The organism is Synechococcus sp. LTW-G, from assembly GCF_054459035.1.
The window spans coordinates 202,572-225,781 of the sequence record NZ_JBTKYW010000003.1 but is presented as its reverse complement, the minus strand read 5'-3'; the positions used below and the strand labels follow the sequence as shown (position 1 = coordinate 225,781).

The following is a 23,210-nucleotide window of genomic DNA, read 5'->3' as shown; positions in this document are numbered from 1 at the left end:
GGCCGGCAAGCGATCAACATCGGACCCACAAACCAAAGGGGCGAATTAGAGCTCAGCCCAAGAAAAGGCACACAATGCGATAGGAGCGCCCAGGACCAATAAGTCAGGGACACGCTCCGCAGTCAACGCTATCAATGCAATCTGCACCCGCAGATCTACGCTTAACAGTCAGGGTAAAGAGTGGATTGGATAGCAACTCTTGATTCCCTATACTATTCACAGAAGGGTTATCACGTCGCCAACCACTAGGACACATCAATGTTCCAGTATTACCAGGCCGAGATGCACTTGTCGCGGGTCTCGATGGGTGTCTAAGACCCATGACGTGACCAAGTTCATGAGCAAGATGAGTAAAGTCAATACCATTATTATTACCATCGCTGGAGATAATTTTACTTGTTGCAAGACCACCACCCCATGCCGCACCACCACCATGCGCATCGACTGGCGAGAAATTTTCAACAAAGAATATTTCAACGCAATCAGAGTCATCCACTTTACCCATGATCTTGATCTCCTCATCAGAAGTGGCGTGAGCATAGGAAGTCGCAACCTTTAAGTCGGAGTCAACAATCTCTTTCCACGGCCTAACGCTAAACACCACATCCGCCTTACTCCACTGTGTGCGGGCACCAGGCATCCCAAACGCAAGACCAGCACCAGTTGGATTAGTATCAGTTGAACTTGCCTTGATACGAACAGGCTGAACACATAGCTGTCGAGCAATCTCAAAACGTCCACGGAAGAACCACCAGCCCCACCAAGAACTTGATCCACTAATCGCTATTGCCGGGGCATTTAAGGAGGGATTCTGCTTTGCCGAAATCTGGTAGCGGATCCTCCCAGCCAGCTTCATCCGTCCATCAGGCGGAAGCTTTTCTGGCAGACCATCCTCAAGCTCGATAACAATTCGAGCTTGAGCCTTCTGAACAGGCAGATCATAAGCATCATTATACCTAGACGTCGGAACAGCCCTCCCAAGGCTTAATGCACTCGTTTCGACTTCGCCACCTAGAGAACCAACGAGAGAACGCATTTTGGGGTCATATTTCAACTGTCCAGAGCCAACAGAAGAAAATGCAACAACTCCAGAAAAAGAACCTCGTTTACGGTCAAACTGACGGACCCCTGACATCAGCAGCGTAAGATTCTGGACTGACAACCTTCCTCTCCTGATCATTTCAGGAGTAGCCAGGACGACAAGGTTGACATTGCCCCTCGCCGACTGACTCATTGAACCAACAGAGACCTTGCCAGTGGTCTTTGAACTACTTACAAGCTGAAGCTCGCTATTAACATCTTTGGGTCGTTTTGATTGTGCCAGAAGGGATCCCTCTGGCCCACTAGACGTATGAACTTGCGAAAGCGCTTCTGGCGAACCTCCAGCAAAAGCCAATGACGCTAAAACCCCAGCCGAGAGAGCACAGACCCGGTTCATTGGCAACTGTCAATTAATCCAAGTAAAGCGACACCATCCCGATGGCAGCCGCTTCTTAATATAGATAAACTGTTTTTTTACATTGCCTAAATAGTTGAGCAATACCTCCTGACGTGCCAGCGGGGCTTTGAGCCTGGAATGCAATTGAGAAGTTGCATGGGTGCTGCAGAGAATTCCAAGGCCCGCCGGTGTAGAAACGCCAAAACGACGAGCCAACCATGGAGAGCAGCCTGTCGTTTCGGTCGCGTCTGGTGCACGCCGAAGCCGGCAAGCGCGTGGTCCAACTCAGTGCCTGGAGGGGATCCCAGTGCCTCGGTAGTGCCCTGGGGGAAGCGGAGAACGCCGAACTTGCTGAGGAGCGGGCCCTGGAACGGCTGCAAAGCCGACTGAATCACCAAGCCCCTGCGCCGGCACCTTCACCTGCACCTGCACCACCTGAGCCACCGGTCCGCCATGCCGTGGTCAGGCGGCCGCCCGCTGAAGAGACCAGCGATCCGGCTCCGGCAGCCGCTCCCGAGGCGGTGCAGCCAACCCTGCCGCAGGCTCCAGTCGTCGAGGCCCAAGAGCCAGCGACCGATCCCGAGGACTGGAGTGATGAGCTCGCCGAGATCGACATTCAGCTCAAACGCTTGGGCTGGGAGCGCAGCCAAGAGGGGACCTATCTGCAACGGGCCTTCGGCCACCCCAGCCGCAACCGCATCACCAACTACGCCGATCTGGCCGCCTACGTCCGCAGCCTGAGGGTGCTCGAGCCAGGCTGCGATCCCGCCTCCGCGTCGATTCCCCTCCGACGGCGCGATTTGCTCCAGCAGAGCGATCAGCTGCTCGCCTCCTTGCAATGGGATGCCAACCGCGGCCGCCAGGCCCTGGAGCAGCAGTTCAACCTCAGTAGTCGTCAACAGTTGAGTGATGAACAGCTGCTGGCGTTCAACATGCAGCTGGAGACAACACTCATCGGCGCCGGCAGTGGCGCGCCAGCAGCTCCCAGCCCAGGTTGAGCTGCTCCTGGTTGGCGTAGGCCTCCTCCTCGAGCCCCCTTTGCTCGCTCGAGGCCTTGGCATAGAGCGGCTGCTGCAGATGGCGCCGCCCTGAGGCGTTCAGGCTGCGGCTCAGTCCCAGCAGCTGCGGCCGGGCATGGATTGAGCCGCCCTTGCAGCTCTGGGCCACATGGATCGCCTCGTGGTTGAGGACCCGCGTGAAATTGACCGTCCCTTTGGAGGCGACATCGGGCCTCAGGCGCAACTCACCGCGACGCGGATTCCACTCACCGGCGGCTCCCTTCTGTTTGGGCTGGCGCACCACCAGCACCACGCCGCTGCGCTCCAGCTGCTCCAGCAGCAAGCTGATCGCCTCCCGCTCACGGCTGTAGCTGGGCGGATGGGCGATCAACTGCCGCAGCGCTGATGCGGTGAGGGGCTTCTCCCCCAGGCGACGGCGATAGGTGATCCGCTGGCCCCCGCCCGGCAGACGCTCCACCCGGGGCAGCCAGAGCTGATCCGCCTGATCCAGCCGTTGAAACAGGGCCCGCTGGCTGGCGCTCGTGAGTTGCCAGTTCAGGGGCAAGGGCGGGGCCAGGGCTGGCGCTGTGCTACTGGCTTGGGCGACCTCCTCAGCAACCAGCTCCCTCTCGGGTTGCCCCAGCCGACTCAGCCCCGCCCCGGCCAGCAACAGAAGCGCCAGGGCCAGCAGCAGACGCCTCCCTTGCCTCACCGCAGCCCGCCTCAGCTGCTCACCATTCTCTTGCCAAGATGGTCAGCTGTGCTTTGAGCCCCATGCCCCTCTCCGCCCTGGTGCGCCAACTGCAGCAGGTGGCCCTCAGTGGAGAGGTTCTGCAGCGGTGCAACAGGGATGAGCGCCTGCGGCTCTCCGGTGCGGGACGCGGCGCCCGGGCCCTGATCAGCAGCGTCCTGGCGGGCTGCGCCGAGGCGCCGCTGCTGGTGGTCGTGCCCACCCTGGAGGAGGCCGGACGCTGGGCCGCCCTGCTGGAGCTGATGGGCTGGAGCAGCGCCCAGCTCTACCCCACCAGCGAGGGCAGCCCCTACGAACCCTTCGATCCAACCAGCGAGATCACCTGGGGACAACTTCAGGTGCTCAGCGAGCTGCTGGATGCCAAGGGCCGCTGCGCCATCGTCGCCACCGAGCGCGCCCTGCAGCCCCACCTGCCGCCGCCGCCGGCCCTGCAGGCCCAGTGCCTCAGCCTGCGCAAAGGGGATGAATTTGAGCTCGAGGCCCTCGGAGAAACCCTGACCCGCCTGGGCTATGAGCGGGTCACCAGCATCGAGCAGGAGGGCAGCTGGAGCCGCCGCGGCGACATCGTCGACGTCTTCCCGGTCAGCGCCGAACTCCCCGTTCGTCTCGAGTTTTTCGGTGAGGAGCTGGAGAAGCTGCGGGAATTCGATCCCGCCAGCCAGCGCTCCCTCGATCCGATCGAGGTGGTGCGGCTCACCCCCAGCGGCTACGGCCCCCTGATTGCCGATGCCCTGCGTGAGGGCATGCCCGAGGGTCTCGATCAGCTGCTCAGCCCCGAGGCCAGCGAACAACTGCTGGAGGGCGGAACGCCGGAGGGAATGCGGCGGCTGATGGGTCTGGCCTGGAGCGAGCCGGCCTCCCTGCTGGATTACCTGCCCGATGGCACGCTGATCGCCATCGATGAGCGGCGCCACTGCCTCTCCCACGGCCAGCAGTGGTTCGACCACGCCATCGAGCACCACGCTGAGGTCTGCGCTGAACTCGGCGTCGAGCTACCGGCCGTGCTGCACCGCAGGCCCGAAGAGGCCCTGGCCGCTGCAGAGCGCTTCCAGGGCTTTGACCTGGCGGAGCTCCAGGAGAGCGACAACCACCCCAACAATTTCGACCTCTCGAGCCGGCCCGTGCCGGCCTACCCCAACCAATTCGGCAAGCTCGCCGAACTGATCAAAGGCTTCCAGAAGGACAAGGCGCGGGTCTGGTTGCTCTCGGCCCAGCCCAGCCGGGCCGTGGCCCTGCTGGAGGAGCACGACTGCATCAGCCGCTTCGTCCCCAACCCGGCGGATCACCCGGCGATTGATCGGCTGATCGAGCAGAACACCCCCGTCGCCCTCAAGACCAAGGGCACCGCTGAACTCGAGGGTCTGCAGTTGCCGGCCTGGAAGCTGGCGCTGATCACCGACCGGGAGTTCTTCGGCCAGCACTCCCTGGCGGCCAGCGGCTACGTGCGCCGCCGGCGCAAGGCCGCTAGCCGCACGGTCGATCCCAACAAGATGCGCCCGGGCGACTTCGTGGTGCACCGCAACCACGGCATCGGCAAATTCCTGAAGCTCGAGAAGCTCGCGATTGGCAGCGAAGCCCGCGACTACCTCGTTGTGCAGTACGCCGATGGCCTGCTGCGGGTCGCCGCCGACCAGCTGGGCAGCCTCGGGCGCTACCGGGCCACCAGTGACAGCCCCCCGGACCTCAACCGGATGGGCGGAACCGCGTGGAACAAAGCCAAGGAGCGGGCGCGCAAGGCCGTCCGCAAGGTAGCCCTCGATCTGGTCAAGCTCTACGCCGAACGGCACAAGGCTCCGGGCTTCGCCTTCCCGGTGGATGGCCCCTGGCAGAACGAACTCGAGGACTCCTTCCCCTACGAGCCCACGCCTGATCAGGTCAAGGCGATTGCCGATGTCAAACGGGACATGGAGCAGCCCCAGCCGATGGACCGCCTGGTCTGCGGTGATGTGGGCTTCGGCAAAACCGAAGTCGCCATCCGCGCGATCTTCAAGGCCGTCACCGCAGGCAAACAGGTGGCAATGCTCGCCCCTACAACCGTTCTGGCCCAGCAGCATTGGCGCTCGCTCTCGGAGCGCTTTGCGCCCTATCCCATCAAGGTCAGCCTGCTCAACCGCTTCCGCACCAGCAGCGAGCGCAAGGTGATCCAAGAGGGCCTGGGCGAAGGCACCGTCGACGTGGTCGTCGGCACCCACCAACTGCTGGGCAAGGGCACCCAGTTCAAGGAGCTGGGCCTGCTCGTGGTGGATGAGGAGCAGCGCTTTGGCGTCAACCAAAAGGAAAAGATCAAGGCCCTGCGCAAGGACGTCGACGTCCTGACCCTCTCGGCAACCCCGATCCCGCGGACGCTCTACATGAGCCTCTCAGGGGTGCGCGAGATGAGCCTGATCACCACGCCCCCGCCGTTGCGCCGGCCGATCAAAACCCACCTGGCGGCCCTCGATGAGGAAGCGGTTCGCAGTGCAATCCGCCAGGAACTTGATCGCGGCGGCCAGATCTTCTACGTCGTCCCCCGTGTGGAGGGCATCGAAGAGGTGGCCGAAGGGATTCGGCAGATGATCCCCGGCCTACGGCTCCTGGTCGCCCACGGTCAGATGGCTGAAGGCGAACTGGAGAGCGCCATGGTGGCCTTCAACGCCGGCGAGGCCGACCTGATGCTCTGCACGACGATCGTGGAGAGCGGCCTGGACATTCCCCGGGTCAACACGATCCTCATCGAGGACGCCCATAAATTCGGCCTAGCCCAGCTCTACCAACTGCGCGGTCGCGTCGGCCGCAGCGGCATCCAAGCCCACGCCTGGTTGTTCTATCCAGGTGATGCCTCCCTGAGCGATGCGGCACGGCAGCGTCTGCGCGCGATTCAGGAATTTGCCCAACTGGGGAGTGGCTACCAACTGGCCATGCGCGACATGGAGATCCGCGGCGTCGGCAACCTGCTCGGGGTGGAGCAAAGCGGCCAGATGGAGACCATCGGCTTTGACCTCTACATGGAGATGCTCCAGGAATCCCTCGCCGAGATCCAAGGCCAGGACATCCCCGCCGTGGACGACACCCAGATCGATCTGCAACTCACCGCCTTCATCCCCGGCGACTGGATCAGCGACAACGACGAGAAGATGGCGGCCTACCGCGCCGCGGCCGACTGCATCAGCCCAGACGGCCTGCTGCAACTGGCGGCCGACTGGGTGGATCGCTATGGCGCCATCCCGGCGCCGGTCATCTCGCTGCTGCAGCTGATGGAGCTGAAGCTGCTGGCCAAACGCTGCGGCTTCTCACGGATCAAACCCGAGAAACCCAACATCGCCTTGGAGACCCCGATGGAGGAGCCAGCCTTCCGGCTGCTGCGCCAGGGATTACCCCAACACCTGCACGGCAGGCTCGTCTACCAGGCCGGTTCAGGCAGCACCGCCAAGGTGCTGGCACGGGGTCTGGGGGTTCTGCCCATGGAGAAACAGGTGGAGGAGCTGATGAACTGGCTCAAGCAAATGGCCGAGCAGATCCCGGGTGCCGATGGCCTGACCGATGCCCAACGGGCTGAACAGCTGAAGGCCAAGAACGAAGCCGTGCTGGCGGTTTAGGCCAAAGATGAGCGACCAGCGCAAAAGTCCGTTACAATTCCGTAAAGTGATGTAACGGACGCTCATGGGTCCCGGCCTCGGCGAAGTCATCGATCTCAGCAGCGGCTTCGGCGGAGGCCTGAGCCTTGTCTCTGGCTTGATCTCCCTTGTGGCCCTGGGTGTCTTCGCTCTGCTTCAAGCAGACACCGGCAACGATGACGACGACTCCACCCCTGGCGGCGGCCTGATGCAACCCGTGGGCAGCGCCGCCTGAGGTCAGGCCACAAGCGCGATCAAAAAAGCCCGCGGAGCAACCGCGGGCTTTTTTGTGGCCTAACTACTGAACCGGAGCCGCCAGCGCCGCTGGGACATTGGCACTGCTGGGGTTGTAGGCACGTGACTTCGTCAGGCTGCCGGCGGCCTTGACCTGCTTGAGCAGGGTCGATTCAGCCACGCGGTACTGGCTGTCCTTCTGGGTGCCCAGGTCCTCCAGCCGCAGGCTCTGGATCTCGCGAGCGCTGAGCTTGGCGCGCACATCGGGATCAATGCCGTGCTTATGGATATCGCGACCGCTTGGGGTGAGGTACTTGGCGATCGTCACGGTCATTCCTGATCCATCGATCAGGCCGCGAACCGATTGGACCAGACCCTTGCCGAAGGTGGTCTCCCCCACCAACACAGCGCGATGGTTGTCCTGCAGAGCACCGGAGAGGATTTCGCTGGCACTGGCTGAACCCTCATTCACCAGCACCACCAAGGGACGCTCGGTCAGGGCGCGGCCCACCGCCCGCTTGGTGTCCTGGATGCCATCGCGGGTCTTGGTGGAGACGATGACCCCCTCATTGAGCCATTGGCGGGCAATGGCGATGCTCGCCACCAGCAGGCCACCGGGGTTACTGCGCAGATCGAGCACGTAGCCCTGGACCTGCTCCTTCTCCAGATCCTTCAACGCCTGCGCCATGTCCTTGGCGGCATTGGCGTTGAACTGCTTCAGGCGGATGTAGCCAATCTTGGTGCCATCGGCACTGGTGTTGACCTGGGTGTCGACCGCATGGAGCTCAATGCGTGCACGCACCAGGGGCGTATCCAGCAGCTTGCCGTTGCGGCGGAGCTGCAGGGTCACGGTGCTGCCGGCCTTGCCGCGAATCAACTTGACCGCATCCTCGGTCGTCATCCCCTTGGTGCTCTTGCCGTCAATCGCGGTGATGACGTCCTTGGGCATCACTCCGGCGCGGGAGGCCGGAGATCCTTCAATCGGACTGACAACGGTGAGTTCTTTGCTGTCCTTATCCAGGCTCAGCTGGATGCCGACCCCGGAGAGTTCCCCGGAGGTGTCGATCTGCATCTCCTTGAACTCACGCGGATCGAGGAAGCGCGTGTAGGGGTCATCCAGGGTGGCCAACATGCCACGGATGGCCTCGTAGCTCTCCTTGGTGCTGCCGTAACTCTTGGAGAGAACCTGACGACGCAAGTCCTTCCACTTGTCGGTGGTGTATTTGCCGTTGGTATCGAGATAGTCCCGGAAGACGATCTGCCAGGTCTGATCAATGACTTCCTTCGGGCTATCGCTCACCAGCGATGCCGAACTGGGCATCAGCAGGGGAGGCAAGCAGATCGCCCCGACTGCGCCGGCACCGGCCAGAACAAGCAACAGGCCGCGTGGCTGAGTCATCAAGGCGCTCCTGAGGCCGGGAGATTGCTTCAACGTAGCTGCAATTCACACACCTCAGTTGGCGTGAAAACCGGAGATATCTAAGGGTTAGCCGTAGGGCCTCAGGGATCGACCCAACGGCCGTCGTCCTTGATCAAGGCAATCAAAGCCTCCACGCCCTCGGCCTCTGGAACCCGGCGGATCTCGTCGCGGCCGCGGTAAAGCGAAATCACCCCGGGGGTTTTACCGACGTAGCCGTAATCGGCATCGGCCATCTCACCGGGGCCATTAACAATGCAGCCCATCACAGCGATGTCGAGACCCGTGAGGTGGGAGGTGGCGTTGCGCACCTTGTTGAGCACGTCCTCCAGGTTGAACAACGTGCGTCCGCAGCTGGGGCAGCTGACGTACTCGACCATGGTCTTGCGCAGACCCAGGGACTGCAGGATCGAGTAGCAGACAGGGATTTCCTTCTCCGGTGCCTCGGTCAGCGACACCCGGATCGTGTCTCCCAGGCCATCGGCCAACAAGGTGGCAATGCCAGCGGTGCTCTTGATCCGGCCGTAATCACCGTCACCGGCTTCTGTCACCCCGAGGTGCAGGGGGTAGTTGAAGCCCTCGGCATCCATCCGGTCGGCCATCATCCGGTAGGCGGCCAGCATCACTGGAGCCCGCGAAGCCTTCATCGAGACCACGATGTTGTGGAAGTCGAGGCGGTCGCAGATGCGGATGAACTCCAGGGCGCTCTCCACCATCCCCAGGGGGGTGTCGCCGTAGGTGAACAGCATCCGCTCAGCCAGGGAGCCGTGGTTGACGCCAATGCGCAGGGCCTTGTCCTGGGCCTTCAGGAGGCTGACCAGGGGTTCAAAAGTCTCGGTGATGCGATCACCGATCTGGGCGATCTCTTCGGGGGTGAACTCGGTCCGATTCGGATCCGGCTTGTCAAAGACAAACAAGCCCGGGTTGATCCGGACCTTGTCGACATGGTTCGCCACTTCCAGGGCGATCTTCATGCCGTTGTGGTGCACATCAGCCACCAGGGGAACGGGCTGATAGGTGTCTTCCAGGCGCTTGCGGATCTCCCCCATCGCCTTGGCGTGGGCCAAGGACGGAACGGTGACACGAACGATCTCGCAGCCCGCCTCATGCAAGCGACGGATCCCAGCGGTGGCCCCCTCGATGTCGAGGGTGTCCTCGTTGATCATCGACTGCACCACCACGGGGTGCTCGCTCCCGATCCAGAGGTCGCCCACCCGAACGCTGCGGGTCTGGCGGCGGCGGATCACCGTGTCGTAACGGGAGGACAGCTGCCCCGCCTCGGGCGTTGCGGTGAGAGAGGCAGTCATGGCAGCAGCGTTGGGCAGGCCGGTTGGGCCAAGCCTGTCACAACGGAGCGTCCAATTGGGCCAGACGGCGCTGCACATCCTGCAGGTCCTGCCAGGTGAGCCACTTCGGGGCACCGCGCTCCTTGGAGGGATTGCGCAGCAGGTACGAGGGGTGGAAGACAGGCATCAACCAACGGCCTTCCCATTGGCGCCACTGACCGCGAATCTTGGTCATCCCGCCCTTGATGCCCAGTAGGCCCTCCACGGCCGTGGCCCCAGCCAACAGGATGACCGCGGGATCCACCAGGGCGATCTGACGATCCAACCAGGGCTTGCACGAGGCCATCTCCAAGGCCGTGGGCTTGCGGTTCTCCGGTGGCCGGCACTTGACGATGTTGCAGACGTAGGCGTCGTGATTGCTGTCGATGCCCACGCTCTCGAGCATGCGATCCAGCAGCTGGCCGGAGCGGCCGACAAAGGGCTGTCCCTGCTCATCCTCCTGAGCACCAGGACCCTCGCCGATGACCATCAGGCGCGCCTGGGGATTGCCGCGGCTGACCACGACCTGGCTGCGGCTGGAGCCCAACTTGCAGAGGCGACAGGCATCGCAGCTCTCCGCCAAGGACGCCAGGTCCTGTTCAAGGGAGGTGGCCGTCATCGCCCCGCAATCAATCGCGAGTCTCTCTAGCAATCAGCAGCAGGGCGTTGCCTTCGGGATCGTTCAACCAGGCCTCCCAACCGAAGGGCTCCTGACGCGGGGGCTCCAGCAGGGCAGCGCCCTGGGCCTGAGCCCGCTCGACCGCAGCCTGAAGGCCGGATGCGCCACCGCTGAGCTGGATCGCCAGGGCGAGACGTCCCCGTTGGCGAGCGAGTGGTCTGGAGCGACTGGGGGCGTAGATCTCCAGCCAGCCCGAACCGGGCAAGGGCAGCCGCCAGTGGCTGGCACTCAAGCCGGCCTGCAGCGGCGCAAGGCAGACGGAGCCGTAGAAACGGGCCAAGGCCTCGGGGTCATCCGCCGCCAACACCAGGCCAACGGTCGGAGAGGTCAGTGGAGACATCGTTTCGGGGCCCGGCATGCGGCAGGATGCACAGCATCACCGGTTCGCCGCAAGGCGTGCCCCCCTGACGTCGCTGCTCGAATGCCGCGCCCGTTGAAACTCTCCGCCCGGGCCGAAGCGCTGCAGCCCTCGTTGACGCTGGCCATCGCGGCCCGCGCCAAGGCCCTGAAGGCCGAGGGACGCGACATCTGCAGCCTGAGCGCAGGTGAGCCGGACTTTGATACCCCAGCCTTTATCCGCCAGGCCGCGGCCCAGGCCCTCGAGAGTGGCCTGACCCGCTACGGCCCGGCCGCCGGCGAGCCGCCCCTACGGGAAGCCATTGCCCAGAAGCTGACCCAGGAGAACCAGGTCCCCACCAGCGCGGATCAGGTGCTGGTCACCAACGGCGGCAAACAGGCCCTCTACAACCTGTTTCAGGTGCTGCTGGAGCCCGGTGATGAACTGCTGCTCCCTGCGCCCTACTGGCTGAGCTACCCGGAGATTGCGCGGTTGGCTGGCGCCTCAGTGCGCTTGATCCCCAGCTCAGCCACAGAAGGATTCCGGCTCGACCCCGAACGGCTGGAGGCGGCGATCACGCCGGCCAGCAAGTTGCTTGTGCTCAATAGCCCGGGCAACCCCACCGGTGCGGTGCTCAGCCGCAGTGATCTCGAAGCGATCGCCGCAGTCCTCCGGCGCCATCCCCAGGTGGCGGTGGTCTGCGATGAGATCTACGAATTTCTGCTGGCACCCAGCCACAGCCACCACAGCTTCGCGGCGGTCGCGCCAGACCTGGCGGATCGGGTCTTCACCGTCAATGGCTTCGCCAAGGGCTGGGCGATGACCGGCTGGCGGATCGGCTGGCTGGCCGGCAACAGCAGCGTTCTCAAGGCGGCCAGCGCCCTGCAGAGCCAGAGCACCAGCAACGTCTGCACCTTTGCCCAGTACGGAGCCCTGGCGGCGGTGACCGGCTCGCGCGAGTGCGTCCAAACCATGGCGGCTCAATTCAGCCACCGCCGTCAGCTGCTCAGCGATGGCCTCCAGGCCATCGCCGGTGTGCAACTGCTGCCGCCCCAGGGGGCGTTCTACGCCTTCCCCAACATCAGCAGCACCGGCCTGGACTCAATGCGTTTCTGCGAACGGCTGCTCGATGAGCAGGGCCTGGCACTGGTACCCGGCGGCGCCTTTGGTGACAACGACTGCATTCGCCTCTCCTGCGCCGCCTCGGACGCCACCATCCAAGACGGACTGACCCGGTTGCAGCGCTTCATCGAACAGCTCTAAGGGCAAAATCGCAGGTTCTTTTGCACCTCCTGCGATGACCATCCGCTTGACCGGCCGAGAACGTATGGCCGCCGCGGCCGTAGGCGTTTCGCTTGCGCTCCTACCGGTGGCTACACCTCTGCCCTTGAGCAGTGCCTTCACCCCCGCAGCCGTCGCAAAGACCAACAAGCCGGTGCTGCGCATTGGCGCCATCCCCGATCAAAAGCCCGAGAAGCTGAACCGGCTCTACGGATTGGTGGCCAATGAACTCAGCAAGCAGCTGAATGTCGACGTCAAATATGTCCCCGTCACGAACTACGCCGCGGCGGTCAGTGCCTTCCGCACCGGCAATTTGGATCTGGTCTGGTTTGGCGGCCTGACCGGTGTCCAGGCCCGGCTGCAAAAGCCCGGCTCCCAGGTGATCGCCCAGCGCGACATCGACGCCAAATTCCAATCGGTCTTCATCGCCAACCGCAAGAGCCAGCTCAAGCCCACCAGCAGAATCAACGGCCTGAAGGAGCTCAAGGGCAAGCGCGTCACCTTCGGGTCCCAGAGCTCCACCTCAGGGCGGCTGATGCCCCAGTACTTCCTGGCGCAGGCCGGGGTGAAGCCCAGCCAGTTCGCCGGTGGAGCCCCCGGTTTCAGCGGCAGCCATGACGCCACCGTGGCCCTGGTGCAAAGCGGCGCCTATGACGCCGGCGCCCTGAACAAACAGGTCTGGGAAGCCAACCTGGCCAGCGGCAAAGTCAACAAGGCCAAGGTCTATGCGATCTGGACCACCCCCGGCTACCCCGACTACCACTGGATCGCACAGCCCGACCTGAACCAGCGCTTCGGAGCAGGCTTCAGCACGAAGCTGCGTCAGGCGATCTTGAGCTGGCGCAGCAGCAACCCTGAGCAGAAGGCCATCCTGGAGCTCTTTGGGGCCCAGCGCTTCATCGGGGCGAAGGCCAGCGATTACGCCAAGATCGAGCAGGTCGGCCGGCAGATGGGCAAGATCCGCTGATTCCAGGAGCAGAATGCGGGGAGACCTGTCCTCTCCGCGTTGTCCACGACCCTGCTGACGGACCTGCTGCTGCTGGTGGCTGGCCTGCTGCTCTGGCAGCGCAGCTGCAGCGACGGCGACGAGGTCTGGGTCCTGTTTCTGCGCTCCATTGCCGCCATTGACCTGGCGGTGATCCTGCTGAGCAATGGGGTTCTCTGGCTGGAGATCCCCCTGCTCGTTCTGGTCTTCGGCCTGCCCTCAGTGGCCAAACTGGAAAAGCGTGAGGGGCGGGGATGAACCCACGCGGCCCCGACGTCATCGAACTCACCCTGGTGGGGTTAATCCTGGCCTTGATGGTCTTCCGCTTCACCCAGAGCTAAGGCCCCCATGGATGCGCCCGTCCTGGAATTGCGGGAGGTGAGCGTCAAGGGACGCCAACAGCCCAGGCTGGATCAGGTTCAGCTCAGCCTTCACGCCGGTGAACGACTGGCGCTGCTCGGCCCCAGCGGGGCGGGCAAAAGCACCCTGCTGGCCGTCGCCAATGGCCTACTCCAGGCCGATCAAGGTCAAGTGCTCTGGGGAGGGGAGACCCTGTCCAGGCGCCCCCGAATCAAACGGCGCCAACAGCAACAGATCGGAACGCTCTGGCAGGACCTACGCCTGATTGAGGAGCTCAGCGTTCAACAGAACCTGAACTGCGGCCGACTCGCGCAGTGGGGCTGGCCGAAGGCCCTGCTGAACCTGCTCCTTCCCATAGAAACCGAGGCCTGCGCAGCCGCCCTGCGGCAACTCGATCTCGATCCCGCTCTGTTGGCGCAATCGGTGGGACAGCTCTCTGGCGGACAACGCCAACGGGTTGCCATCGCTCGGCTGCTGCGTCAGGACCCTCTGCTCTGGCTCGCCGATGAACCCCTCTCCAGCCTTGATCCCCGCTTGGCAGGGGAGTTGCTCCAGCTCCTGCTGGAGCAGACCGCGGCGCCACGGGCGCTGGTGATGAGCCTGCACAGGCCGGACCTGCTGGCGGGATTTAGCCGCGTGGTGGGTCTGCGGGAGGGACGCATCCTGTTTGATTGCGCGCCGGAGCAAATCGAGCCGCAGGCCCTGCAGCGTCTCTACGCCGGAAGCACGACCCCTTGAAGATCGCGCCGCCACTCCAGGTCCTGATCCCCGCTGGGGTGATCCTGCCCCTGGCCCTGATGCTGCCAGGGCTCTGCCATGGCGGCGGCTGGGAATTGATTGGCGCCTTCGTCGAGGCAGCCCTGCACCCGTCGCTCGATTCAGTCGTGGTCGACTCCCTGCTCAGGGGACTGGGCGTCACGGTCGGTGTGGCGCTGTTGAGCTGGTCCCTGAGCCTGCTGCTGGGACTGCTGCTGGGGCTGGCCAGCTCGCGGCTGGTCTGGAGCACCCTCAGTGGCACTGCGCTGCCTGCGGAGCTGCTGCGCCGACTCCTGGCAATCCCCCGCTCAATCCATGAGTTGATCTGGGGCCTACTGCTGCTGCAGGTGCTGGGGCTGCAGCCCGCCGTGGCGGTGCTGGCGATCGTGATTCCCTATGGCGCCCTGGTGGCCCGGGTGATCAGCGATCAACTCGATGCCTTGCCCGATCAGACCCTGAAGGCCCTCTTGAGTGCCGGCAGTGCAGGCCCAGCGGCCCTGCTGACGGCCATGGGACCGCCCCTCCTGCCTGGGGTGGTCAGCTACGGCGGCTACAGGCTCGAATGTGCCCTGCGCAGCGCCACGCTGCTGGGGGTGTTTGGTCTTGGGGGCCTGGGCAACGAACTGCTGCTCACCCTGCAGTCCTTGGAATTTCGCGAGCTCTGGAGTGGCCTCTGGCTGCTGCTAGCGGTGATGCTGAGCCTGGAGAGCCTGATCCGCGCCCTGCGCCAGCGCTGGGGACTGGCCAACCGCTTTGGTCAAGCCCAGCCCGGCGTGGGACGCCAAGGCCGGGAGATCCTGCTTCTGCTTGGGCTCCTGCTCCCCCTGATGCTGGCGATCAGCCACAGCCTGGGGATTGAGCCAGCGGCCCTACTGCATTGGCAACCGCTGCCGCCGCTGCATTCCCAGCACTGGCAGGAGGCCCTCGCCCTTCCCTGGGGGCGACTGATCGGCAACACCCTGCTGCTCACGGTCCTCTCGGCCTGCTTAGCCGTCGGCGGTGCTCCGCTACTGCTCCTGCTGGTCGCGCCGTGGCGCCTGGCTCAGCCGCTGCTCAGGCTGCTCTGGGCCCTGGGGCGACTCTGGCCACCGCCGCTCACGGCGCTGTTGCTGCTGTTTGTCTTCAAACCGGGGATCTGGACAGCAGCCCTGGCCTTGGGGTTTCACAACCTCGGGATCTTGGGTCGCCTGTTGCTGGAGGGAGCAGAGTCCTGCAGCGGCGCAGCCGAGGACGCCCTACACGGCCAAGGGGTCGGGGCACGGGTGGCTCTGCTCTACGGGCGTTTCAGTGCATTGGCGCGCTCCTATCTGGCCTATGGCGCCTACCGCAGCGATGTGATCCTGCGGGAGACCGTGGTGGTCGGTCTGATGGCGGGGACCGGGCTTGGAACCCAGTTGCAGGAAAGCCTCAGCTCATTTGCCTGGGATCAGATCGCCCTGTTGCTTGTGGCCTATGCGGCCCTCACCCTGGTGGGTGAAGATCTGAGCGACCGCGCCCGGCGGCGCCTGCTGTAAGCGACTCCATGCTGTTGGCCGTTCCCCGCAAATTGATCGTGCTTGGGGACAGCGGCGTCTACGGCTGGGGGGACCCCGAAGAGGGTGGCTGGTGCGAGCGCCTCAGGCGGCACTGGATGGGGCTGCCCGGCGGACCGGTGCTGTATTCCCTCGGCGTTCGCGGCGATGGTCTCGAGCGGGTGGCGGCGCGCTGGGCCAGCGAGTTCGCTTGCCGCGGGGAACTCAGGCGTCAGCAGCCCCAGGGGATCCTGCTCTCCGTCGGCCTCAACGACACCGCGCGAATCGGTCGCCGCGACGGGCGCCACCAACTCGATCCGGAGGCCTTTCTCTTCGGCCTCCAACAACTTCTCAACCAGCTCAAAGCGGCCGCACCGGTCCTGGTGCTGGGACTGACGCCCGTGGACGAGCACGTGATGCCCTTCGCGGATCTGCTCTGGTACAGCAATGAGCACGTCCGCCAGTACGAAGCGCTGCTGAAGGAGGCCTGCATGGAGGCCGATCTGCCCTTCCTGCCGCTACTGGACTCCCTGCTGGCGGATCCGAGCTGGCTGCAGTGGATCTGCCCCGATGGGATTCACTTCAACAGCGAGGGACATCGTCAGATCTACGAGCGGGTACGTCACTGGAGTCCGCTCTTGAGCTGGGCGAACCTTCAGCCCACCAGCGCCGGGACCCCCCTCTACTGAGGGGAATCAGACCCCCGAGGGGGTGAGCCAACGAGCGGTTCAAGCGGTTGAGGCTGAGGGCAGAGCAAGGCATCCGCTATGGCAGTCCAGGACCAACAGCAATGGCTCTTGAGCCGTTATCTCAAGGACCCCAACCACGCGCACCGCAACGCCGTCGTCGCCGCCAACCTGCCCCTGGTCTGGAAGGTGGCCCGGCGGGAAAGCGAACGCAGCGGCCACAGCTTTGAAGACCTGGCCCAAGAGGGCGTCCGCGGTCTGATCAAGGCGGTCGAGCGCTTTGATCCAAGCCTGGGCAACACCCTGAGTACGGCCGCCGTTCCCTGGATTCGCGGCGCCATGCGTCACTACCTCAGGGACCGCTGCCGCGTCTTCAGCGGCGCCCGCAGCGTGATCGAGCTGCTGCAGCGGGGAGCAGCACTGCAGCGCCGGCGCGAGCAGCAGGGACTCAGCCCGATGAACGACAGCGCCCTGGCCCGGGCCCTCGGCTGCTCCCAGCAGCGCTGGCAGGAAGCCCAGGCCCTGCAAACCTGCCTGCGGGTGGCCAGCCTGGATCAACCCGGTGGCGGGTCAGACCCCGAGACCCCCCTGGTGGAGCAACTCAGCGATCAACAGGCACCAGGTCAGTACGGCTGGCTCGAGCGCTGCGAACTGCGCCGTCAGCTCTGGAGGGGACTGAAAACCCTGCAGGCCAGTCAACGGCGACTGGTGCTGGCCCGGGTGCTGCAGCAGCGGACCTGGCAGGACCTGGGCGCCATGGCAGGGATCAGTGCCCGTGCCGCCCAGCGGCGCTACCAGCAGGCCTGCGGCATCGTCCGGCAGCAGCTGGTGGGCGCGAGCTAGGCCAGGGCCAAGCGCAGCGCCAACCCCATGGCCAGCAGGGCCGCAATCAGGGTCTGCAGGGCATTGACCAGCTCGTTGCTCAGCCAGGGGAAGCGGTCCTGGACCGTGGCGCCGATCAGGCTCTCCATCAAGGTCGCCGCCAGCCCCACCAGGGCCACCAACAACCAGGTCGGCCCGCCCTGGATTAACCCCAACTGGAGCATCACCAGGGCCATCAAGGCGCTGCCCGCCGCACTGGCGGCGGTGCCCTCCAGGCTGATGGCTCCCTCGGTGCCGGGGGGAACGGGCTGGAAGTTCGTGATCGAAACGGTGTGGCGTCCCCAACGCTTGCCGATCTCACTGCCGCAGGTGTCGCCCAACTTGGCGGCAAAGCTCGCGGCAAAGCCGATCTTGAGCAGGATCACCGGCGCCATCGGCCAGACGCTGAGCACCGCCAACGCGGCCCCAGTCGCCGCCGATCCCCAGACGTTCTCCGGCCCGCGCCGGCCGCCTCGCCCCTCGGCCAAGCCCTGCTCCTGCTTACGCCGGTAGCCCAGACGGGTCACCAGCGAGCCGAGGGCTAGGTAAAGCGCCACGGCCAACCAACCGGGCCAGTCCAGACTGCCGAGGAGCACGGTGCCGAGGATCCCCGCGTGGACCCAGCCGGAGCGCGTCAACAGGGGAAGCCGCTGGGCGGCGGCAATCAGCACACCATTAATCACCAGGGCGGCCAGCCAGTGCTGCAAGCGCTCTGGGCTGAGCAAGATCTGAAGATCGAGCATCCCTGGAATCAGCGACTGGCTCCAGAAGAACACAGCAGCTGGAACTTCTGTTGCACTGCCCTACGGCCGCTGTTCAGAAGCACCGGCAGCAGCGGATAATCCTGCAAACGGTCTATTACCGGCGCCATGGTGTTCAACCGCAAAGGCAGCTTCTTCCTCAACCTCGATGAGAAGGCAGCTGAACAGTCGGTGACTGTGGCCCCCATTGCCGAGAAGCCCAAGGCCAAGGCTCCTGTCGAGGCCAAGGCTGCCGTTGAACTCAAGGCAAGCGCCGCCGCTGCACCGGCTGAAACCGCACCTGCAGCGACCGGTTCGGTGCAAACCACCGCTGAAGCGATCGCCGCTGAATTAGCGGCGGAGCAAGCCGCTCTTCCCGCCAAGACCGACGCCACCTTCGCCCCCGAGTGTGTGACCGCCGGCGGCGCCCTGCCGATGCGTCGCCGCCGCGGTGGCGCCAACCTCGCCGGCTTCCGCAGCATGGCCAGCGGCATGTTTGGCAAGAAGTAAGGCTGAGGGTCTGAGCTAGCTGCCGCAGCGCGCAACGCGGGCAGTACTCAGGCTGCTCAAGCCACTCACGCAGGCCGTCGAGCTGCGCAGGATGCGAGGGCCCAGATCAACGGGCTTCCATCCGGCCGCCTCGGCGGCCTGTTCTTCGCTGGGGGACCAGCCCCCCTCAGGGCCGCAGGCCAGCCAAAGGCTGGAGAGACGCTCCAAGGGCAGATCGGCGAGCACAGAAGCCAACAGCGGCAGCTCTTGCTGACGGGTGGTCGCCCAAAACCCTGGAACCGCCGAATCCCTCAGGCCCAGGAGCTGATGGACGTCCATCGGCTCCTCGATCCGCGGGGACCAGAGCCGTTCACATTGCTCAGCCGCTTCAGCGGCAATGCTGCGCCAGCGCTCCAGCCGCAGGCTGCCCTGGACGACCGTTCGCTCACAGAGAAGCGGGATGAAGCGATCCACCCCGAGCTCGACGGCCATACGCAGCACCACCTCAAAGTCGCGCTTGACCACCGCAGCGGCCAAGACCAGCTGGGGAGCCGGTGCAGGCTGCTGCTCCAAGGGCGCCTCCAGGCTCTGCTCCAACTCGGCGCAGGCGGACTGCCGAAGCACGGCCGTCCAGAGCGCGCCCTGACCGTTGACCACGGCGAAGCGATCACCGGCACTGAACCGCAGCACGCGGGTGAGATAGCGCTCCTCCTCACGGGTCAACACGATCTGCGAAGCCAGGCGCTCCGGTGCAATCAACAGCCGCCGCAGCTCCCGGGCCATGGACTACGCGTCCGGGGCTCCGACGGGGAAGAGGCTTTCGGGGTGGTCCTCCACGGGCCAGTCCTCATTGGCCCCACCGATGAGCAGCTCCTCGATCTGCACCACATCGGAGTCGATCTGGCGCAGGGTGTTGATCAGGACATCGAGGGCGAAGCCGTCACTGGTGCCCAGATCCACCCAGCAGCGAGCCCAGGAGCCCTGGTACTCAATTTCACCCATGTTGTGCATCAGTGCAGGCATGGCCCGCTCCGCCGTCTCGCCGTCGTAGCCCATCCAGCTGACCTCAGCGCCCTCCTCGTGGACCTGCAGGTTCTCGGCGTTGAACCCACCCAACTTGCCCAGGAAGAACCAACTGTCCAATGTGGTCTCGATATAGCCCCGCTCCCCTTGGCCCGGGGGATTGCTGAAGCGCAACCACAGCCAGCAATTGAAGGGGTCAAATTCTCGAAAACGAATCTCCATTGCAGCGCGATGCAGCAGGGCTTGCTCCCATCAAACATGCTGGGGGCACCTGACGGCCATCGGCCAGCGATGCTTGAGCTCGACGCGCTCCGCTACCACGCCGCAACGGCTCCGGAGCCTGTCCTGCGGGGGGCCAGCATGGGCCTGGAGCCCGGGCGGATAGCGCTGGTGGCCGGCCGCAGTGGCTCCGGCAAGTCCACCCTGCTGGAGTTGATCTGCGGACTGGCCGATCCAAGCCACGGGGAGATCCGCTGGCACGGCAAAGCCCTCAATGCCCGCCAGCGCCGTTGGCTCTGCGGCCTGGTCTTTCAGTTCCCCGAACGCCATTTCCTCGGACTCACCGTCGGCCAAGAACTGCGACTGGGGCAACGGCGCCTGCCAAGCGAGAAGGCGGAGGCGGTGCTGCAGCAGGTCGGCCTTAGCGGCCTGTCCTTCCAACAGGCCCCCGAGGAACTCAGCGGCGGGCAGCAGCGGCGCCTGGCCATGGCGGTCCAGCTGCTGCGGGACCCCAAGGTGCTGTTGATGGATGAACCCACCGCCGGTCTGGATTGGTCCGTGCGCTCAGAAATCATTGAGCTGATCGATCAGCTCAGCCGCGAGCGCATCGTGCTGATCGTCACCCATGAGCCTGAACTGTTCGAGCCCCTGACGGAACCAGGACAGCGCTGGAACCTGATCGATGGGCAACTCCAGCCCGCGCTCATCCCCTGCTGAGGCCGCTGAATACAGTGCCTCGAGCAAGGGGCAGGGCATGTCGGATCGGTTGGTGCGCGCAACGGCTGCAGGCGGAGGGATCCGCCTGGTGGCTGTCAGCACCAGCACGACGGTTCGCTACGCACGCCGCCGCCACAACCTCTCGTTTCTGACGACCGCCCTGCTGGGACGGGCGATGACCGCCGGCCTGCTGCTGGCCAGCTCCATGAAGGTCGCCCACGGGCGAGTCAACCTGCGGATCTCCTCCGATGGCCCGCTCAAGGGACTGATGGTGGATGCCGGCCGCGACGGAACCGTGCGCGGCTACGTCGGGACCCCCGAACTCGAACTCGACCTGCTGGACAGCGCCGATGGCGCCCACAGCTTCGACTTCAGACAGGCCACCGGCACCGGGTACCTCCACGTGGTTCGGGACCTGGGCGAGGGGGAGCCGTTCAGCTCAACGGTCGAGCTGGTCAGCGGCGGCATCGGCGATGACGTGGCCTCCTACCTGCTGCACTCCGAGCAGACCCCCTCGGCGGTCTTCGTGGGCGAGCGCATCGACAGCAGCGGCTTAAGGCATGCCGGCGGGGTGTTGGTGCAAGTGCTGCCCAAGGCCGCGCGGGAGCCAGCCCTGGTGGCGCTCTTGGAGGAGCGTTGCCGCGAGATTGAGCACTTCAGCGACCGCCTGGCCGCCTGCGAAGGCAACCTTGAGGCCCTGCTCCAGGACATCTTTCCGGACCTTGATCCCCAGCTGCTGGAGGACGCCGAAGCCAGCCAGGACATCACCTTCCACTGCCCCTGCAGCCGCAAGCGCAGCGTCAACGCCCTCAAACTGCTGGGGCGCGATGAGCTCTCCCAGATGCTCAGCGAAGACGGCAAGGCCGAACTCACCTGCCATTTCTGCAACGAGATCTACGACATCAAGGGCAGCGAGCTCCAGGAGCTGATTCACGAGATAACTTCAGAGGCAGCCTGAGTTCTCAGCCATCAGCAGGAGTTGCCCTGCGTTGCGGAACGGTGCTGGGTGTGCGCAGAATTAGTCCACCTCTAGGCCACCGGTGGACTTCGAGCAGCTTCTCCGAGACGCGAATGAACGGCTTCGCGGACGGCGGTGCCGGTGCCGGATCGAGCTGCGCAAGAAGGCCCTGTGCCTCAGAGCAACACTGCCTCCCAGGGAAGGAGGCAAACCAAAGCAGCAGCGTCTCCCGCTCGGGGCACCGGCCACGCCGGCAGGGCTGAGCGACGCCGAGTTCAAGGCGCTGAAGCTGGACAGCGAGATCAGAAGCAACACCTTCAGCTGGGCGAGCTGGCTTCAAGACGACGACAGCAGCGCGCAGCGCAACGCCGTCACCAGGGATGAGTTCCACGCGATGGCGAAGGGGTTGCATGAGCGGAAAGTCCGCATGAAGGCAAAAAGAGACCCCCAAGCCGAAGCCCGAGGCGCCGAAAGCTGGAGGAAACGGTGGAGCTGCGCACTAAACAAGCTCCCCGCAGGGCAGATCACGCAGAAAACACTCCTGGCTGTGGTCAACCAGCTGGAGGAGGGCAGTTCAGCCCGGCGTGAAACCAGCCTGGTTTTAGGGATGGTCGCCAGGGAGTTCGGATGGGATCAGCAAGCCATCCGCAACGCCGGCACGGGGTACGGCAGGCGGATGCTGAAAAAGCGCGACATCCCCAGCGACGCCGTCATTGAGGCGGCATTCGACACCCTGCTGAAGCAGGCACCGCACTGGGCAAGGATCTGGGGCCTTGTCGCGACCTACGGCGCCAGGCCGAGCGAGCTGGGTACAGCAACACTGCGGGAGGACAGCGTTCTCCTCATCAAGGACAGCAAGACAAATCGGCCGCGCGCAGTGACACCTACCAAGAGCGACTGGGTGGCACGGTTCAAGCTCCACACCCTGCCAGAACCGCCAGGGAAGCGGGATGGCTACTCCATCAGCACGAACTGCAACGCCGCCCGCCGCAGGGCTGGAATCAAGTTTCCGATCTATGCCCTGCGGCATGCAGCCGCTATCCGTCTTCTGGTGGCAGGAGTACCGGCTGAGCTCGCAGCGAAACTCCTGGGCCACTCCGCGGCGATGTTCACCGAGACCTACACAGCCTGGATTTCAGAGGAAACGATTGTTTCGCTGATGGCAAACTACGACCTTTGATTTCTACTGTTACACAAGGGCAGAACTTATACTGTGTAACAGTAGAGTGAATATCGCTTTTTTGCGCGCCGGGATATACAGTCAATGCGTTGTTGCTGGATGTGGCACTGCGTAGCCCATCCATACTTTGCGATGCAGAGGAGAATTAGCCAGGGAAGCTGGGTATCCACGGCGGAAGCTGCTTCAGAGCTACGCATCAGCCGATTCACTCTGAACAGGCTGAAGAAAAGGGAAGGCGGGCTGAAACCGAAGATCCACTACATCGCAACGACGCCAGGGAAGAGAGCACACCTTCTCTGGAACACCGATGCCATCAGGGAGACGATGGCGACATGGACCGAACTACCCCCGCAGGGCTGATGGGAAACGACAGCATGGACATCAACGCGGACTGGGCTGCTCACATGCAGTCTCTCGCCAGGGTGCAGAAGGCCGCCAGCGAGGCCGATAGCGCGATGATTCAGGCCCTGCGGGGACTTCGGGAGTATCACAGCAGAAAGATTTCCTCGAATAGCCCGGCCGACATTGATTACGGCGTCATAACAGAGCTTCTGTCAGCGCTGCACACAGTAATCGAGCATTGTTAACTACTACAGTATAGATTCGCGAGGACGTTGCACACACAATCTGATTTTTACGGTTATTGTTTTGTAGAACGAACCGCAGCTTCCA

General features: G+C 64.1%; 25 protein-coding genes. 15 read left to right on the top strand and 10 right to left on the bottom strand.

Annotated elements, in window-relative coordinates; genetic code table 11:
- Positions 1-103: 103 nt before the first annotated feature.
- Both ACXIQ9_RS07445 and ACXIQ9_RS07440 read right to left on the bottom strand, forming a co-directional pair.
- Positions 104-1,396: a hypothetical protein gene (locus ACXIQ9_RS07445; RefSeq protein WP_459016251.1), complete on the bottom strand. Its 1,293-nt coding sequence runs from the start codon at positions 1,394-1,396 to the stop codon at positions 104-106.
- A gap of 51 nt (positions 1,397-1,447) precedes the next feature.
- Positions 1,448-1,654, bottom strand: a complete 207-nt coding sequence (locus ACXIQ9_RS07440) for a hypothetical protein (protein ID WP_459016250.1) — start codon at positions 1,652-1,654, stop codon at positions 1,448-1,450.
- 2 nt (positions 1,655-1,656) lie between these two features.
- On the opposite strand from ACXIQ9_RS07440, the gene ACXIQ9_RS07435 reads away from it, so the two are divergent.
- A complete protein-coding gene (locus tag ACXIQ9_RS07435; protein WP_459016249.1) occupies positions 1,657-2,436 on the top strand; it encodes a hypothetical protein in 780 nt (259 codons plus the stop codon).
- On the opposite strand, the gene ACXIQ9_RS07430 is transcribed toward ACXIQ9_RS07435, so the two are convergent.
- A complete protein-coding gene (locus ACXIQ9_RS07430; RefSeq protein WP_459016248.1) occupies positions 2,390-3,148 on the bottom strand; it encodes a hypothetical protein in 759 nt (252 codons plus the stop codon). The two genes, ACXIQ9_RS07435 and ACXIQ9_RS07430, sit on opposite strands and share 47 nt — an antisense overlap.
- Before the next feature lie 62 nt (positions 3,149-3,210).
- On the opposite strand from ACXIQ9_RS07430, the gene mfd reads away from it, so the two are divergent.
- Both mfd and ACXIQ9_RS07420 read left to right on the top strand, forming a co-directional pair.
- Complete coding sequence (mfd, locus tag ACXIQ9_RS07425; RefSeq protein WP_459016247.1) at positions 3,211-6,762, top strand: transcription-repair coupling factor; 3,552 nt, start codon at positions 3,211-3,213, stop codon at positions 6,760-6,762.
- Between the two features lie 64 nt (positions 6,763-6,826).
- Positions 6,827-7,015 carry a hypothetical protein gene (locus ACXIQ9_RS07420; protein ID WP_010317502.1) on the top strand — a complete coding sequence of 63 codons (189 nt, stop codon included), beginning with the start codon at positions 6,827-6,829 and terminating at the stop codon, positions 7,013-7,015.
- A gap of 63 nt (positions 7,016-7,078) precedes the next feature.
- Here ACXIQ9_RS07420 and ACXIQ9_RS07415 read toward each other — a convergent pair whose 3' ends face one another.
- The 4 genes from ACXIQ9_RS07415 to ACXIQ9_RS07400 form a co-directional block, all read right to left on the bottom strand.
- Entirely contained in the window at positions 7,079-8,413 is a 1,335-nt protein-coding gene (locus tag ACXIQ9_RS07415) for a S41 family peptidase (protein ID WP_029626349.1), read from the bottom strand.
- Positions 8,414-8,514: 101 nt separating this feature from the next.
- Entirely contained in the window at positions 8,515-9,738 is a 1,224-nt protein-coding gene (ispG, locus tag ACXIQ9_RS07410) for a (E)-4-hydroxy-3-methylbut-2-enyl-diphosphate synthase (RefSeq protein WP_010317506.1), read from the bottom strand.
- Positions 9,739-9,775: 37 nt separating this feature from the next.
- Positions 9,776-10,375 carry a uracil-DNA glycosylase gene (locus ACXIQ9_RS07405; RefSeq protein WP_459016246.1) on the bottom strand — a complete coding sequence of 200 codons (600 nt, stop codon included), beginning with the start codon at positions 10,373-10,375 and terminating at the stop codon, positions 9,776-9,778.
- Between the two features lie 10 nt (positions 10,376-10,385).
- Positions 10,386-10,775 (bottom strand): VOC family protein, encoded by a 390-nt coding sequence (locus ACXIQ9_RS07400; protein WP_459016245.1) that lies wholly within the window; start codon positions 10,773-10,775, stop codon positions 10,386-10,388.
- A gap of 81 nt (positions 10,776-10,856) precedes the next feature.
- Here ACXIQ9_RS07400 and ACXIQ9_RS07395 point away from each other — a divergent pair, with 81 nt between their 5' ends.
- The 7 genes from ACXIQ9_RS07395 (at position 10,857) to ACXIQ9_RS07365 (ending at position 17,194) form a co-directional block, all read left to right on the top strand.
- The gene (locus ACXIQ9_RS07395; protein WP_459016244.1) at positions 10,857-12,035 is read left to right on the top strand and encodes a pyridoxal phosphate-dependent aminotransferase; all 1,179 of its coding nucleotides are present in this window, start codon (positions 10,857-10,859) and stop codon (positions 12,033-12,035) included.
- A 34-nt stretch (positions 12,036-12,069) separates the two neighbouring features.
- Entirely contained in the window at positions 12,070-13,020 is a 951-nt protein-coding gene (locus ACXIQ9_RS07390) for a putative selenate ABC transporter substrate-binding protein (RefSeq protein WP_459016243.1), read from the top strand.
- A 39-nt stretch (positions 13,021-13,059) separates the two neighbouring features.
- Positions 13,060-13,296 (top strand): hypothetical protein, encoded by a 237-nt coding sequence (locus ACXIQ9_RS07385; protein ID WP_010317515.1) that lies wholly within the window; start codon positions 13,060-13,062, stop codon positions 13,294-13,296.
- A 90-nt stretch (positions 13,297-13,386) separates the two neighbouring features.
- A complete protein-coding gene (locus tag ACXIQ9_RS07380) occupies positions 13,387-14,136 on the top strand; it encodes a phosphonate ABC transporter ATP-binding protein (RefSeq protein WP_459016242.1) in 750 nt (249 codons plus the stop codon).
- A complete protein-coding gene (locus ACXIQ9_RS07375; RefSeq protein WP_459016241.1) occupies positions 14,133-15,668 on the top strand; it encodes a phosphonate ABC transporter in 1,536 nt (511 codons plus the stop codon). The genes ACXIQ9_RS07380 and ACXIQ9_RS07375 overlap by 4 nt, the downstream gene beginning before the upstream one ends.
- Positions 15,669-15,676: 8 nt before the next feature.
- The gene (locus tag ACXIQ9_RS07370; RefSeq protein ID WP_247478782.1) at positions 15,677-16,354 is read left to right on the top strand and encodes a GDSL-type esterase/lipase family protein; all 678 of its coding nucleotides are present in this window, start codon (positions 15,677-15,679) and stop codon (positions 16,352-16,354) included.
- Between the two features lie 78 nt (positions 16,355-16,432).
- Complete coding sequence (locus ACXIQ9_RS07365) at positions 16,433-17,194, top strand: sigma-70 family RNA polymerase sigma factor (RefSeq protein WP_296416077.1); 762 nt, start codon at positions 16,433-16,435, stop codon at positions 17,192-17,194.
- Here ACXIQ9_RS07365 and ACXIQ9_RS07360 read toward each other — a convergent pair.
- Entirely contained in the window at positions 17,191-17,955 is a 765-nt protein-coding gene (locus tag ACXIQ9_RS07360) for a DUF92 domain-containing protein (protein WP_296420950.1), read from the bottom strand. The two genes, ACXIQ9_RS07365 and ACXIQ9_RS07360, sit on opposite strands and share 4 nt — an antisense overlap.
- 126 nt (positions 17,956-18,081) lie before the next feature.
- On the opposite strand from ACXIQ9_RS07360, the gene ACXIQ9_RS07355 reads away from it, so the two are divergent.
- Entirely contained in the window at positions 18,082-18,462 is a 381-nt protein-coding gene (locus ACXIQ9_RS07355; RefSeq protein ID WP_424163027.1) for a hypothetical protein, read from the top strand.
- 15 nt (positions 18,463-18,477) lie between these two features.
- Here ACXIQ9_RS07355 and ACXIQ9_RS07350 read toward each other — a convergent pair whose 3' ends face one another.
- Positions 18,478-19,224 carry a 16S rRNA (uracil(1498)-N(3))-methyltransferase gene (locus ACXIQ9_RS07350; RefSeq protein ID WP_459016240.1) on the bottom strand — a complete coding sequence of 249 codons (747 nt, stop codon included), beginning with the start codon at positions 19,222-19,224 and terminating at the stop codon, positions 18,478-18,480.
- Between the two features lie 3 nt (positions 19,225-19,227).
- Positions 19,228-19,686: a DUF3531 family protein gene (locus tag ACXIQ9_RS07345; protein ID WP_459016239.1), complete on the bottom strand. Its 459-nt coding sequence runs from the start codon at positions 19,684-19,686 to the stop codon at positions 19,228-19,230.
- A 69-nt stretch (positions 19,687-19,755) separates the two neighbouring features.
- Here ACXIQ9_RS07345 and ACXIQ9_RS07340 point away from each other — a divergent pair, with 69 nt between their 5' ends.
- From ACXIQ9_RS07340 to ACXIQ9_RS07325, 4 genes are all read left to right on the top strand, one after another.
- Positions 19,756-20,400, top strand: a complete 645-nt coding sequence (locus ACXIQ9_RS07340) for an ABC transporter ATP-binding protein (protein WP_043706045.1) — start codon at positions 19,756-19,758, stop codon at positions 20,398-20,400.
- A 37-nt stretch (positions 20,401-20,437) separates the two neighbouring features.
- On the top strand, positions 20,438-21,358 hold the full coding sequence (gene hslO / locus ACXIQ9_RS07335) for an Hsp33 family molecular chaperone HslO (protein WP_459016290.1): 921 nt from the start codon (positions 20,438-20,440) through the stop codon (positions 21,356-21,358).
- Positions 21,359-21,440: 82 nt separating this feature from the next.
- The gene (locus ACXIQ9_RS07330) at positions 21,441-22,538 is read left to right on the top strand and encodes a tyrosine-type recombinase/integrase (protein ID WP_459016238.1); all 1,098 of its coding nucleotides are present in this window, start codon (positions 21,441-21,443) and stop codon (positions 22,536-22,538) included.
- Positions 22,539-22,897: 359 nt separating this feature from the next.
- The gene (locus ACXIQ9_RS07325; RefSeq protein ID WP_459016237.1) at positions 22,898-23,125 is read left to right on the top strand and encodes a hypothetical protein; all 228 of its coding nucleotides are present in this window, start codon (positions 22,898-22,900) and stop codon (positions 23,123-23,125) included.
- Positions 23,126-23,210 lie beyond the last annotated feature (85 nt).